The organism is Legionella parisiensis, from assembly GCF_001467945.1.
Classification (GTDB): domain Bacteria; phylum Pseudomonadota; class Gammaproteobacteria; order Legionellales; family Legionellaceae; genus Legionella; species Legionella parisiensis.
Genome location: NZ_LNYQ01000013.1, coordinates 502,604 through 516,857, shown reverse-complemented (window position 1 = coordinate 516,857; position 14,254 = coordinate 502,604). Strand labels below are relative to the sequence as shown.

The window sequence follows — 14,254 nt, the reverse complement described above, 5'->3', positions numbered from 1 at the left end:
AAACCGAAATTCTGTTCGCTTCTCTTCGACTATGAGCTGACATTAAAATCCAGTTCTACCCAAACCGGAGCATGATCAGAAGGTCTCTCCACCTTGCGTGGTTCTTTATCAATAACAGATTGCCTGCATAATCCATTAAGTGATTTACTTAATAAAATATGATCAATACGCAAGCCTCGATTACGCCTGAAAGCAGCAGCACGATAATCCCACCAACTGAATACCTGCTCATCCTGAATAAAATTCCTAAAACTGTCATGCAATCCAAGTTTTAATAATTGGGTAAAAGCTTCTCGTTCAGCTGGACTTACCAATACAGAATCTATCCATTCAGCAGGATCGTGAACGTCGCGATCTTCAGGGGCAATGTTAAAATCACCAACTACAGCTACATGAGTAAAAACACTCATTTGCTGTTGAATAAATGCGGTAACCTTTTGCAGCCAATTCAGCTTGTATTGATATTTGTCAGAAGTGAGCTCCGAACCGTTGGGAACATATAAATTGATCAGACGCATACCCGCAACTGTCACAGCCAAAATGCGCCGTTGAGGATCATCGAGATCAGGAATATCAGTTAGTACATCAGAGAAAGGATATCGACTTATTACCGCAACACCGTTATAGGTCTTCTGTCCTGAAAACGCCACGTGGTAGCCTTTCTCAGCAAACACAGTCACAGGAAAATTTTCATCAAGCAGCTTCGTTTCCTGCAGGGCAAGAATATCCATATGAGTGGAATCAAACCATTCTAATACTTGTTCCAGTCTTATCTTCAATGAATTCACATTCCAGCTTGCTAACTTAAGCACACCAATCTCCTTTATATTCAATTAATAAAGGAGCATGATCAGACAAGCGAGCCTCTCGAAAAATCCGACTACCGACTACATCACCAGTAAAGCCAGGAGTTACAACCTGATAATCAATTCTCCATCCTACATTTTTTTCCCATGCGCGCCCTCGAAAAGACCACCAAGTATATTGATCTTCTTCTTGATTATGCACACGAAACGCGTCAACAAACCCCATAACCCCAAATAACTCATCCATCCAGGCTCGCTCTTCAGGTAAAAATCCTGAGTTCTTCTGATTACTACGCCAATTTTTCAAATCGATTTTTTTATGGGCAATATTATAATCCCCACACAAAATTAACTCTCGTCCCTCGTTTTTTAATCGCATTAAATGTTCGGCAAACTGTTCGAGAAAACTATATTTCACCGTCTGCCTCTCATCTCCACTAGTACCTGAAGGTAAATAAAGGGAGATAATACTGAATTTAGGATAATCAAATTGAATATAGCGTCCTTCATTATCACAATAATCAAAGCCCATACCTTTCACGATTCGGTTTGGTTTGTGGCGGGCATAAATTGCCACCCCACTGTATCCTTTCTTCTGAGCTGAATAATAATCACAAAAATAATCACGAGGATAATACAGCTCTTCAGGAATTAACTGTTCAGGTTGAGCCTTCGTTTCCTGAATACAAACAAAATCAGCATCTTGCATAGCAAGCCATTCATAAAATCCATTACGTGCTGCTGAACGTATGCCATTGGCATTAAAACTAATTACTTTCATTTTTTTCACTCAATTTTATTATAGTCCGGATGAATGTGTACTTTGGAAATCACGGCAAATATTCTTGGAGTTTCGCTGCGACCAAGCTCAATAAATCACTCACTTCTTTCTATTCAGCTTCAGAGCAGTTCGTGCCAGACGCTCACCTAAATGCTTGGCTAAATTAATTTCATCCTGACTGAGAGGTCGATCATTTGCCACCCCGGAAACATGCGTTACGCCATAGGGTGTCCCACCGCTGACCGTGTCATTTAAAGACGGTTCAGAATAAGGTACCCCCAATAAAATCATCCCCTGATGCAACAGAGGCAACATCATACTTAACAAAGTGGTTTCCTGGCCACCATGCATACTCGCAGAAGAAGAAAAAACACATGCAGGTTTATCTATTAAATCACCTGCCAACCACAAAGATGAAGTGCTATCCAAAAAATATTTCAAAGGAGCAGCCATATTTCCAAAACGAGTAGGGCTCCCTAAAGCCAGGCCATGGCAATGTTGTAAATCATCCAAGGTTACATAAGGTGCACCATTATCCGGGATTGCCTTATCAACCGCTTCACACGTAGTTGAAACAGGGGGAACTGTTCTTAAGCGTGCTTCAATACCCTCAACACCTTCTACACCACGTGCAATATATTGTGCTAATTGTGCTACAGAACCGGTTCGCGAGTAATATAAAACCAAAATATAAGGATTAGACATCAAACAGCTCCATTATCTTCAACCTAGAAAAAGTATTGAATTCTATCAGGCAAGCTAAGGTAGCCGCTACGAACTCAACTGCTTCTTTTAGATTAAAATTTAAAATTATACTTTAATTGGTCTTCCAATTTTTTTTCAATAAATTTAATTCGTTGATACAAAGATCCTCCTTTTCCAGGTTTTAGTGTTTTCAAATCAGAAAGAATATCATCAGCACAATCATAATAATTCTTAACTGATATATTCGCGATAATTTTACTTACTGCACTGACGTGATGTCTATTCCAATGACCTGAAATCATCCGCCCGATAAACGAACCGAATAAACAATTTTCTTTGGTATAATCTATTAGCAATGCTTCGATCCTTCTGTGATTGGAGCCTCCTCTGGTTTTATTCCAAATGTTTGCATACGCATCTGGGAAATTTAAAATAGATTTTGAACGATTAAAAAAGGAATATAATTTTACATCAACACTTGGAAAACAAGAATGAGAATCATAACTTACTGAATCATTTGCCTCTTCATTTATAAGCTCAAGATCCTCACTTATCATTGTAACAATAGAACTCGAATTATGTGACATTTTATTCTCCTCCATGAGAGCATCTGTTCTTATGATCTACAGTTAATCACATACCAAAACTCCAGTTGAATCAAGCCCTATTAAAAATTCATCGAGAGTGCAAGTTGTCATAGGGTCTGATTACATTGCACTAGCTTGAGTCAAATTGGTCTGATTCTCGAATACCGAAGCGCAGCATGCGCGGAGTATGCGAGCATCGGAACACGAAAATTGGAACAAGCTGCTTATTATACCAAGCGACCTTAATTTTTAGAAATAAAGGTATATCTCATTGAATTAGTTCATTTTGATTGAATAGAAGTGGAATAGCCTCGGTACCGCGGCACTGCACCCAGGCTACTTTAGTTTAAAGAATATAACGAGCTAAGTCTTCATCCGCTACAAGTTGTCCAAGATTTTTCTCAACATATGCTTTATCAACATGGACGGACTCGCCTGATTTGTCAGTTGCTTCAAATGAAACAACTTCCAATAATCGCTCCATAACTGTATAAAGCCTACGTGCACCAATATTTTCAGTACGCTCGTTCACTTGCCATGCTACTTCGGCAATACGTCTAATTCCTGTCTCATCAAAAGTTAACGTTAGACCTTCGGTAGCCATTAAAGCACTATACTGCAGTGTCAATGATGCAGTAGGCTCAGTAAGAATACGTACAAAATCATCAACAGAAAGAGCGGATAACTCAACACGTATCGGCAATCTACCCTGCAATTCTGCAATCAGATCAGAGGGTTTAGCTACATGGAACGCACCAGAAGCAATAAATAAAATATGATCTGAACGAATCATACCGTATTTGGTAGTAACCGTTGTTCCTTCCACTAAAGGCAACAGATCTCTTTGTACGCCTTCACGAGAAACATCCCCACCACCCGCGTTTTCGGTACGTCGAGCTACTTTATCCAACTCATCAATAAAGACAATGCCATTTTGTTCCACATTCTCTATGGCATGAACCTTAATATCATCTTCGTTAATCAGTTTAGCAGCTTCCTCTTCACGTAGAATTTGCATGGCCTTGCCAATAGGCATTTTACGGGTTTTTGTTCTATGGCTTCCCACTTGCTGAAACATAGACTGCAATTGGTTTGTCATTTCCTCCATGCCTGGAGGAGCCATAATTTCGATGCCTATTGGCGTTGCTGAAATTTCTATTTCAATTTCGTTCTCATTGAGAATGCCCTCACGCAATTGCTTCCGAAAGACTTGTCTGGCTGTACTGTCTTTTTCACTTGGTGTTAGGCTGCCCCGTGCTGGAGGAAGCAATACATCAAGAATACGTTCTTCAGCTGCATCTTCAGCTAAATGCTCCACCTTCTTCATAGCAAATTCACGTTCTTGTTTTACTGCAATATCCGCTAAATCACGAAGAATAGAGTCCACATCCCGTCCGACATATCCTACTTCGGTAAATTTTGTTGCTTCTACTTTGATAAATGGAGCACGAGCCAATTTAGCCAAACGTCGAGCAATTTCTGTTTTACCAACTCCAGTTGGCCCAATCATGAGAATATTTTTGGGCATAATTTCATTGCGTAAAGCGGGATCTTTAATATTCATACGCCGCCAACGATTACGTAATGCAATTGCCACTGCTCTTTTCGCATCATCCTGGCCAATAATATATTTATCCAATTCCTGGACAATTTCACGAGGAGTCATCACCTCTCGGATACCCTCACGAGGAGTCATTGCCTTGTTTTTATTTGTTGCCATGATTTAATTCTTCTATAGTTAAATTGTTATTGGTATAAATACAGATATCTCCAGCAATAGTTAATGCCTTACGCACTATTTCCACAGCAGATAATTTTGTATTTTCCATCAATGCTCGCGCGGCAGCCTGTGCAAAAGGACCACCTGAACCAATAGCAATTAAGCTATGCTCAGGCTCGATTACATCACCATTACCTGTAATAATTAGGGATGATTTGACGTCTGCTACAGCAAGCACTGCTTCAAGCCGGCGTAACATTCTGTCTGTTCGCCAATCTTTAGCAAGCTCAACTGCGGCACGAACCAAATGGCCTTGATGCATTTCCAACTTGCTCTCAAAACGTTCAAAAAGAGTAAACGCATCCGCGGTACCGCCAGCAAAGCCAGCAATCACCTGATCTTTGTAGAGGCGTCGCACCTTACGTGCATTACCCTTCATCACGGTATTACCTAAAGTTACCTGGCCATCACCACCGATAACTACTTGATTTCCGCGTCTTACTGAAAGTATGGTTGTCCCACGAAATTGTTCCAAAATTAAATCCTCAAATCAAACCAGAACTTCGTACATGGGGATGATAAACAAAAAAACAAGGGGGCTCAAAATGAATAATTACTCATGGAGCATTTCCAAATGCTCCATACACTATCGAGGAAAAAAGGATACCCCATGAGATAAATTTTCTAATCCGAGATGTTGTGCAATGCTTTGTCCAACATCAGCAAAGGTATCACGGCGTCCGATAAAGCGGCTTTTAAGACTTGGACCATACACCAATACTGGAATATGTTCCCTTGTATGATCTGAACCAGGAAAAGTAGGATCGCAACCATGATCAGCTGCAATAATAACCAGATCATCCGGTTTTAATAACGCATGCAACTCTGGAAGACGCGCATCAAACTCCTCAAGCGCATGAGCATAACCAATTACATCACGCCTATGACCGTATGAGGAATCAAAATCGACAAAATTAGTAAAAACCAAACTTCCATCAGGTGCAGTCTTCATTGCGGTTAAAGTAGCGTCAAACAAGGCCATATTACCGTCAGCCTTAATGACTTGAGTGATACCCTGATGCGCATAAATATCGGCAATTTTCCCTAGGGCAATGACTTCACGACCAGCTTCTTTCAAGTAATCGAGTAAGGTTTTTGCAGGAGGTAGTGTTGCATAATCCTTACGATTCGCTGTTCGCTTGAATGTCCCTGGTTGACCAGTAAATGGTCGAGCAATCACGCGGCCGATTTGATATTCATCTACTAAAGTACGAGCGATTTCACAGATATCATACAAACGCTGCAAACCAAAAAGTTCTTCATGAGCAGCAACTTGAAATACACTGTCTGCAGAAGTATAGACAATTGGTTTACCACTTCGCATATGTTCTTTACCTAACTCTTCAAGAATGGTAGTGCCTGATGCATGCTTCTCACCAAGTACACCTGGTAAACCAGCACGTTGAATGAATGCATCAATTAATTTTTTTGGAAAACAAAATGGTTGTTCGGGGAAATAACCCCATTCAAATACAACTGGAACTCCTGCTAACTCCCAATGTCCACTTGGCGTATCTTTACCTAAGCTCTGCTCTACAGCATATCCATAATGCCCGATAGGTTCAGGAAAAGAGGACAATTCAACAAAACGCAACCCGCTACTGGCCAAGGCAGCATGATAAAGCCCTAATTTGGCCAGATTTGGTAAAAGTAATGGGCCTTGACGCACCCCTTCTCTATCACATTCACTGCGCTCACATGCTTGATGGATATGAACAAAAGTATTAGCGCCGGCATCTCCATAACGAGATGCATCTAAGCTCGCGCCTATACCAAATGAATCCATAAGTAATATACAAACTCTCCCTGTCATCTTAGTCCTCAATCTGTTCGCAACGTGTTTCTTTTAAACCCAAAAGCATGACAAAAGCAATTAATAAACCTGCAGGTAAAATAATTGCAGCATATTGATAAGCACTGAGTAGATAAACAGGAGTCCCATTGAGCATCTGCATCCCGCCATGATTCGTTAATAAATAACTAAAGAGATTTTGATATACGATATAACCGCCTTGAGTCAATATTGAAATAACACTTACAGCTGTTGCAGTCATGGCAGGTGAACTACTTTCAGCAACCAGTGCGTAACTAATCACTTGGGCTGAAGTGAAGAAACCCAGTAAGAAAAACAAAAATGCCATTGCACTATAAGAAACAGGGAAATAAAGCACCGCGAGTAACGTCAATAAGGAAGCAATGACTCCTATTTTCATAGGCATAACCCGTAAGCCCATCCTATCAGATATCCACCCCACCAGAGGCGATCCAATAATCGACCCCAAAAATAACATACCATTTACCATAGAGGCTTGTGCAGTACTGATATCTAATCGTTGCACCAGATATAAAGTACCCATCATGGCACCAAATACGGCAATAGCCATATTCATTAAACTGGCATAGAATGCTGCCCGCAAGTATTGAGTGTTTAAATAGGCCTTTTTAGCAGCGGAGACTACATTTATTGGTTTAACGACTTGCTTCACTGCACCAGGAGGTTTTTCTTTGATACAAAAGAACATCACGACCAACATGGCAAAACCAAGAACTCCCACATCTTGTACCGCTTGGCGCCATCCAACCAAAATAACTAATTGAGTTAATGGATATTGAGCCAACATGCCTCCAGCCATTGCCATAGTCACTATAGCACCGGTTACCAAAGCCATACGCTTTGGAGGAAACCAATGAGATGCTAAACGCACCGGACCTAAGAAACAGAAGGCACTGCCAATGCCAGTAATAAACCGGCAAAACAAGGCCATGTAAAATGAATGAGAATATGCCAACAGAAAAGTACTAGCCACACACAAAAACATAGCAATCAACAAAGTATTTTTAATCGAAAACCGATCAAGTAGCATTCCCGCAATAAAAAGAAACAAGACATTGGAAAGATAGTAAATACTTGATAGCCAAGCCATTCTATCAGCCTGTATTTGAAAATCCTGCATGATATTTGCAGCGATGGATGCAAACATATTCCCCTGAATAAACTCATAAAAAAAGAATAAAGTCGCAGCAAAACATACCATCCACGGTAATAATGACGATTTAATCTCGTTATATCCTTGAAACTCATCCACCACTTGCATTTTTACTCCTCAGCTTACCGCTTGCAATTTGTTTCGCGGGTTAGTAATACGGCGATTAAAGCCAAAACTGTAGTTATAGGAAACATCCACATGGCGTATTGAAAATCTGCCACAGAATAAGTTGTCACTGCTCCCGCATCAGCATGATGCGCGATTAACCAGCCATAGAGCACCTGTCCTACACCGCCGCCACCCATAATAATTACTGAGGCAATTCCTGTAGAAGCGCCTGTGTTTTCAGCAGAATTGCTTTCAGCGATTAAAGGATAGGAAATTACCTGGGTGCTGGTAAAAAAGCCTAAGGCAAAAAATATAATGCTTAAGGTAGTTTGGGATAAAGTCATATCCAGGAATAAGGGAACAACCGTGATAAGCGTGGCAATGGCCCCTAATATCATTAAGGGCTTACGTCGGCCTTGGGAATCAGATAACCATCCTGCCAGGGGACAACCCACGACGCTACCCATAAAAATTAAACTGACCACATTACTGGCAGCCATGTCAGGTAAATGATGAACTGCTTGCAGGTAGCTAGCCCCCCATAAAGCACATAAAACCATAATCGGCAAATTAAGAAAAGAAGTATAAAAACCTGCTAACCAATTTTGTGAATTGGATAAAGCTTTGATGAATCCAGAAATTACTTGTTCCTGATTGGAAGTTGCTTTTATTGGTGAATCTTCAGGTTTATCGCTAACCATCCAGTAAATCCAAAGCAATAATCCAGCACCTACTGCACCATCGATTAATAAAGCCTTACGCCATCCAAACAATTCATAAAGATAAGCAAAAGGGGTATGAGCCATCATGCCGCCAACAAAAGCCATAGTCACTAAAGAACCAATGACAAGGGCTTGTCTTCTTGGTGGAAACCAATGCGATACCAATACTACACAGGATAAAAAGCAAAATGCATTACCTATTCCTGAAAGAAAATGACAAAATGAGGCGACAATAAATGAATGGGTTAAAGCAAAACCTACAGTCCCTAAAACACAAACAAACATTGCGCTTAAAATCACTGTACGGGTAGAAAAGCGGTCCAGGATAATTCCTGCAGGAAGAAGAAATAGAATATCGGCCCACAAATAAGCGCTGGACATCCAGCTTAATTGAGTAGCATCAATATGGAAATCATCTCGCAAGGGTTGATTGATTACATCAAAAATATTGAGCTGGAAAAATTCATAGAAAAAAAATAGTCCAGCTGATAGGCATACAACCCAGGCCATGAAGTCACCACGGGGCACCAAAGTTCTCGAATCCACTGTAAGAGATTGCGACACAGTTACTCCTTATGGCATAAAAAATTGCGCCCGATTATAACAAAATTCTAAATGAATTGGTATCTTTATTGAACAAACAAAGAACCAAGCACAGCAGAGAGAAATTTAGTAATGCAATCCTATTTCTCTGATTGTGACTGACTCAACTGTCTTACGTATTCTTCTTACAAAAATTCATTACAGAAACTGGAATACGCATCAATAAATACGGCCTGTCACCAGAGTACACCCGTTGAGTGAGGATCATTTTGGAAAACATATCCGGCGAAACCTCTTCTGTATCTTGCGGCCTAATTGCTAAATAATTGTCTCGATTATTGTCTAATAATTTACAAAGATCTTCGTTATGAAAAGCAAATTTTCCTCGACCTCGTGAGTAAAATTGGGCTGAGAACTCAACTTTGAAATCCCAATAAATAAGATAACTTCCGGGAGCTGGATGTTGTTTTAACCATGCGGCAACTACAGACTTTTCTGTTTTGGAAACCGCTTTGGGAACTATATTAAATGCAAGGGTTATCCCAAAGGCAAATACACCAACAATAATAGAAAGTACGGTAATGAGCTGCTTTGCTTTTGCTACAGCACCAACACGCTCCCAGTATTCTATAAAAAACACTGAAAAAGCCGGAAGACTAGGAAAGATATAAGTATAAATAATGTTCCTGGAAAAAGTAAAAAAGAACAGTGGAATTACCGTACAAAGAAAGAAAAAACTCAGCCACCCATCTTTGTCGCTAAATACTTTACATGGATTATGTCTGTACTTAATAAACCAAGCAGCACCGAGCAGACACCAAGGAAAGATACCAACCACTGCATAAACCCAAATCATCCCCCAAAGTTCCTGGTGCGCATAGCCATACTTGTCACCAGTCCATCCTGGTTTTAAAAATCGATTTAAATTCTCACCAACAATAAAATAATTTAAAAACCCAGGCGTGCGTAGTTCTGCCCAAATATACCAGGGCAGCGCGATAATAAGCATCAAAAAGACACCTTTTATCCAAGGCAACCTTTCCCATAAATTACGCCATTGATTCCGTAATAAAACCCAAAAAAATATCGGCATTCCTGATAAAACAACAGCAACAGGGCCTTTTGCCAATAGCCCTAATCCCAAACCTATAAAAAAAACATAAGACCAGAGCTTGCTACCATCAATGATTGCTCGCCAAAAAGCAACTAAAACTAAAGTAATGCAAAAAACCAGAGATGGATCAGTCATTACGGTTCCTGCATCAACGAAAAAATCCAACGTTCCTGCAAGAACTAAAATTGTGAGCATGGCAATCACAGATCCACTACGCTTCTTAACTAAGTCCCAAATAAGCCACAGTGTCGCCAAAGATAAAAGTAAGCCAGGCAAACGAACTGCAAACTCATTAATCCCAAAAAGCTTCATTGAAAAAGCAGACAACCAAGTCGACAAAGGTGGTTTCGCCCAAAAAGGAACCCCATAATCATGTAGCGGAGTCACCCAATTCCCGGTTTCCAACATCTTGCGAGCGATCTCTGCATAACGTGCCTCAGAGACATCGTTTAGAGGAATAAAACACATGGAGATAATACGACATACAAGAAGAAAGATTAATGCAAACCCTGCATTCTTAAAAAACCGATGGCTCAACTGTTTGTCGTTTTCAATATTCAAAACAGACCTCGTTAAAAAATTTCCCCCTTGCACGTATGCAAGGTGTATGAAATACGCGTGCTTATCTGGGATATCTTGATAAAGCAGTTATAAAAAATGACAGAATATTACCCATTATTTAAATTAATACAATTTTTTTATATTCACTGATAAAAAATAAATCAATTTTAATACCCAATAAATAAGCTAACATAATGAATTTCCTTGCGTTTTATTCAAAGACTAAAATGTATAATGAAAATACATGACGAGCGGTTTACTTTAGTTTACACTGAGGCCTTGTAAGAAGAACTTACATTATCAATCCATTGGAAATTTGGAGGCTAACATGACGTTTGTATCAAAGGAACTAAGTGAATTAAGAAAACATTTTGACGATACGGTTCAAATCATATTAAAGCGCGAACATAAGGGAAAAATTGAAGACCTTCCTAACAAAAGAAAATTCGAACTTCAATTCCTGAGTTCCATCCTCGAAAGATTAGAAGAAAAATCACAAGAAAAAAATTCCACCGCAGTCGCTACAAATCTTGTAAATATATTTTACGGTGCCATGTTAACCGTAATACAAGATATTGAAAATAACCGTGGTCTGCTGGAATCATCAGGATTGCTTCACGCTCGACTAGTAGATGCAATAGGCAACGGAGATGATGTCAAAACAGAAGACAAACCTGATTTATATCAAATTTCTAAATTCTATACTGCTCTGAATGCGTTTTTGAACCACGTTTTTATAGAAGATGACTCTCGTAAAGGCTTTGCAAAAAACCATATGTTAACCGCTGTACCAACAGAGAACTTAAGCAAATTAATTCATACATCTTATAAACTGGAAAATGAAGCTCAGAGAGCAATAATTGCTTCTTTTACTACTGACGGACAAACACCTGTTGAACTCAGCAAATTCAAGGCAGCTAAAAAATCTCCAGCCTCTGCAACAGACCGATTTGGTGGTTGGGATAAACTCAATGCTGATCTTGATGAATTAATCAAAGATGAACTTGCTGATAAAAATGTTTCCAGGATTGAAAAGTTATCAAAAGAACGTGTTGCTCAATTTCATTTCTTAAATGCTATAAGAAACACACTAAAAACATCAGAAATCGATGAGGCAGAAAAAGTTGCCATTCTTGCTGGAGCAATGCACCTGGTTCGTCAACAAATCAAAGTTGTTTATGATGCATCCTATCTTTCAAAAAAAGAAAATTCCGTTGTGTTCACAGGATTAAGTAAGATTCTTGCTGTAGATGTAGTAAACCAACAAGATGTTGAGTCATTGCTTGCTTCAGCAACCCAATTTATACAATTTATGACAGTAGATCCGAAGAACAATGGTAAAAAAGCAATTCGTAGTAACCATATTTTTTCATCAATTACAGACTTTAATTTAAAAGCTACTTTTAATTTGTTGATTGACATGATCTACGCTTGTCGTACGGATGCACTAAACGATGCGGTTGAGGAATTTAAGAAAGAAACTAAATTACCTGAAAAAACTTCTAAAGGCGGTTACTTAGCTTCAGCTTTAGGTTATTTTAGAGCCAAGAAAGAAGATGACTCAGAAGAGGAAGATGAGGTCCTAGAACATAAAAGCGGTATTCCTTCTGTCCACTAATTCTGATATTCAAGCTTTTTTAACTTAACCTTCGATAAGGCGGAACAACATTCCGCTTTATCTTCTTAAAGTTTTTAATAAGCACTTCACTTCAGATAAGCCATTTAGGCCAATTTTTTGTTACAATACCATTTTTTCCAATTTGTTTTACCTTGCACTAATGAATATTAAATTAATTATCAAAGAAATATCGTTCGTTCTAATGCTTTTAATAGTATGTCAAAATGCCAGTTTTGCTTATGGGCATAGCATTTCTGGAAACAACAGCAGTAGTATTACAAACTCAAAAAATCAAGCTCAAGGGACTGCCTACGATAAAAAAAAGGAGTCCTCCAAAAAATTACCCTTTAAAAAAACGGTATCCATAACTATTGATGATCTCCCTTTTGTGGGCGAGTCTCGAAATTTTCATTTGAATATGATGATTGATACCATGACTAAGGAGCAAATTCCTGCTACAGGGTTTATTATTGCCAGTGAAGTACGTAAAAATAACTGGGAAATATTACACAAATTTCGCGATGCCGGCTTCGGATTAGGTAATCACACCCTTACCCACGCCAATTTAAATAAAATGGATACTGAAGGATACATTCAGGAAATTCAGGAAGCAGACAACATTTTGCTTCCTGTTTTGACTGAGCCTAAGTATTTTCGTTATCCTTATTTAGCCATGAGTTCTGGACAAAAAAAAGAGGATATTCTCTGTTATCTGGCACAAAAAAATTACCATGTTGCTCCTATTACTGTAGACTCCAAAGATTTTGTCTTTAATCAACGGTTATTATCAGTACCCGAGATAAAGAGACGTGCCTATCTTGAAGAATTGAAACCCTTTTATCTTGATTTCATTTGGCAACAAACACTTCGCGCCGAAGAACACAATCAATTTCATCAAAATCCCGAACAAGCACAAATTTTGCTGATCCATGCTAATTTACTAAATGCCTATGTATTACCAGATATTATCAATTTATATAAACAAAATGGGTACGAATTTGTTCACTTGGAAGAAGCATTGAAAACATTTAAATCCCCAGTTCAATGTTCCCGATCTCATATACTTGCACAAAACCAAAAACAACATCAACAACGAAAGATCGCCAGGCATGCTGATATTGAGACATTTATTGAGTGGGATTAACCAAGAATAAGCAGGTGAAGTCGTTTCGAGCAAACTAAAGACACCGTAAATTTCAACCACTTTTTTAGGTTAAAAGACAAGCAAAAAGAACTCAGTGAAAAATAGATACATTGTTGCAGGAACTATTCTACCCGTATTACACTTTTCTTTTCATATAAACGTTACAGCATAAATTTTGGTAAAATTTTAGTCTTAACCTAAACTAAATATGTAGGCACTTAAAAATGGATTTGCTCTCAAAACAGGGATGGAACTTTGAAATTCATGCTAGCTAAAAAGACAGCGTTCACCTTAATTGAACTTTTGGTGACCTTATTGGTACTTTGCGTCGCTTTGGTTATAGCAGTGCCCTCCTTAAGCAATTTGCTCATGAATAATCGCCAAACCGCTTACACAGATATGTTTGTGAATGCACTCAATTATGCGCGCAACAGTGCACTTAATGGATCAATGAATGTCATAGTTTGCCCATTTGGAGCAGCAAAATCTACTACTTGTGGCGGAAATTGGAGCGCCGGATGGATAGTGGCAACACAACCGGTAGTAGGTACGAGTACCTTATTACAAAGCCAACAATTTTCACCATCGGATCCTGTATTGTCGGGTAACGTTGTAAGTGTAGTCTTCGATCCACATGGTGTGACCACTTCCCCAAGTAATTTCAAATTTTGTGATAGCAGAGGAGGAACATTTGCGCGCTCCATAGAAGTATTAGCTACCGGGTATGTTCAATCAGGTCCCACGCCCGGACAAGCTGTTTGGGATAACAGCGCACTTACATGTCCTTAATGGGAGATA

General features: G+C 39.1%; 13 protein-coding genes. 3 read left to right on the top strand and 10 right to left on the bottom strand.

The genetic code is table 11. The features are described 5' to 3' along the window. Positions 1-29: 29 nt before the first annotated feature. From xth to Lpar_RS08335, 10 genes are all read right to left on the bottom strand, one after another. Complete coding sequence (xth, locus tag Lpar_RS08380; RefSeq protein WP_058517519.1) at positions 30-812, bottom strand: exodeoxyribonuclease III; 783 nt, start codon at positions 810-812, stop codon at positions 30-32. Next, positions 805-1,587, bottom strand: coding sequence for an exodeoxyribonuclease III (locus Lpar_RS08375; protein WP_058517518.1), 783 nt, complete (start codon positions 1,585-1,587; stop codon positions 805-807). The genes xth and Lpar_RS08375 overlap by 8 nt, the downstream gene beginning before the upstream one ends. A gap of 99 nt (positions 1,588-1,686) precedes the next feature. Continuing rightward, a complete protein-coding gene (wrbA, locus tag Lpar_RS08370; RefSeq protein WP_058517517.1) occupies positions 1,687-2,292 on the bottom strand; it encodes an NAD(P)H:quinone oxidoreductase in 606 nt (201 codons plus the stop codon). Positions 2,293-2,384: 92 nt separating this feature from the next. Beyond that, positions 2,385-2,879 (bottom strand): DUF5617 domain-containing protein, encoded by a 495-nt coding sequence (locus Lpar_RS08365; protein ID WP_058517516.1) that lies wholly within the window; start codon positions 2,877-2,879, stop codon positions 2,385-2,387. 346 nt (positions 2,880-3,225) lie between these two features. Next, complete coding sequence (hslU, locus tag Lpar_RS08360) at positions 3,226-4,599, bottom strand: ATP-dependent protease ATPase subunit HslU (protein WP_172465777.1); 1,374 nt, start codon at positions 4,597-4,599, stop codon at positions 3,226-3,228. Continuing rightward, positions 4,586-5,134, bottom strand: coding sequence for an ATP-dependent protease subunit HslV (gene hslV, locus Lpar_RS08355; RefSeq protein ID WP_058517515.1), 549 nt, complete (start codon positions 5,132-5,134; stop codon positions 4,586-4,588). Before hslV ends, hslU begins: the two co-directional genes overlap by 14 nt. Before the next feature lie 111 nt (positions 5,135-5,245). Continuing rightward, positions 5,246-6,472, bottom strand: coding sequence for a phosphopentomutase (locus tag Lpar_RS08350; RefSeq protein ID WP_058517514.1), 1,227 nt, complete (start codon positions 6,470-6,472; stop codon positions 5,246-5,248). Between the two features lies 1 nt (position 6,473). Beyond that, positions 6,474-7,754 (bottom strand): MFS transporter, encoded by a 1,281-nt coding sequence (locus Lpar_RS08345; protein WP_058517513.1) that lies wholly within the window; start codon positions 7,752-7,754, stop codon positions 6,474-6,476. A gap of 14 nt (positions 7,755-7,768) precedes the next feature. After that, positions 7,769-9,040, bottom strand: a complete 1,272-nt coding sequence (locus Lpar_RS08340) for an MFS transporter (protein ID WP_058517512.1) — start codon at positions 9,038-9,040, stop codon at positions 7,769-7,771. Between the two features lie 151 nt (positions 9,041-9,191). After that, positions 9,192-10,694, bottom strand: a complete 1,503-nt coding sequence (locus Lpar_RS08335; protein WP_058517511.1) for an ArnT family glycosyltransferase — start codon at positions 10,692-10,694, stop codon at positions 9,192-9,194. Positions 10,695-11,022: 328 nt separating this feature from the next. Here Lpar_RS08335 and Lpar_RS08330 point away from each other — a divergent pair, with 328 nt between their 5' ends. The 3 genes from Lpar_RS08330 to Lpar_RS08320 all read left to right on the top strand — a co-directional run bounded on the left by Lpar_RS08330 (position 11,023) and on the right by Lpar_RS08320 (position 14,245). Then, entirely contained in the window at positions 11,023-12,312 is a 1,290-nt protein-coding gene (locus Lpar_RS08330) for a hypothetical protein (protein ID WP_058517510.1), read from the top strand. Positions 12,313-12,472: 160 nt separating this feature from the next. Further along, positions 12,473-13,456 (top strand): polysaccharide deacetylase family protein, encoded by a 984-nt coding sequence (locus Lpar_RS08325; RefSeq protein WP_058517509.1) that lies wholly within the window; start codon positions 12,473-12,475, stop codon positions 13,454-13,456. Positions 13,457-13,720: 264 nt separating this feature from the next. Beyond that, positions 13,721-14,245 (top strand): GspH/FimT family protein, encoded by a 525-nt coding sequence (locus Lpar_RS08320; protein WP_058517508.1) that lies wholly within the window; start codon positions 13,721-13,723, stop codon positions 14,243-14,245. Positions 14,246-14,254: the final 9 nt, after the last annotated feature.

Coding starts and splice junctions, on each gene's coding strand:
- Lpar_RS08375 (WP_058517518.1), bottom strand. CDS start 1,587: ATGAAAGTAATTAGTTTTAATGCCAATGGCATACGTTCAGCAGCACGT.
- wrbA (WP_058517517.1), bottom strand. CDS start 2,292: ATGTCTAATCCTTATATTTTGGTTTTATATTACTCGCGAACCGGTTCT.
- Lpar_RS08365 (WP_058517516.1), bottom strand. CDS start 2,879: ATGTCACATAATTCGAGTTCTATTGTTACAATGATAAGTGAGGATCTT.
- hslU (WP_172465777.1), bottom strand. CDS start 4,599: ATGGCAACAAATAAAAACAAGGCAATGACTCCTCGTGAGGGTATCCGA.
- Lpar_RS08350 (WP_058517514.1), bottom strand. CDS start 6,472: ATGACAGGGAGAGTTTGTATATTACTTATGGATTCATTTGGTATAGGC.
- Lpar_RS08345 (WP_058517513.1), bottom strand. CDS start 7,754: ATGCAAGTGGTGGATGAGTTTCAAGGATATAACGAGATTAAATCGTCA.
- Lpar_RS08330 (WP_058517510.1), top strand. CDS start 11,023: ATGACGTTTGTATCAAAGGAACTAAGTGAATTAAGAAAACATTTTGAC.
- Lpar_RS08325 (WP_058517509.1), top strand. CDS start 12,473: ATGAATATTAAATTAATTATCAAAGAAATATCGTTCGTTCTAATGCTT.
- Lpar_RS08320 (WP_058517508.1), top strand. CDS start 13,721: ATGCTAGCTAAAAAGACAGCGTTCACCTTAATTGAACTTTTGGTGACC.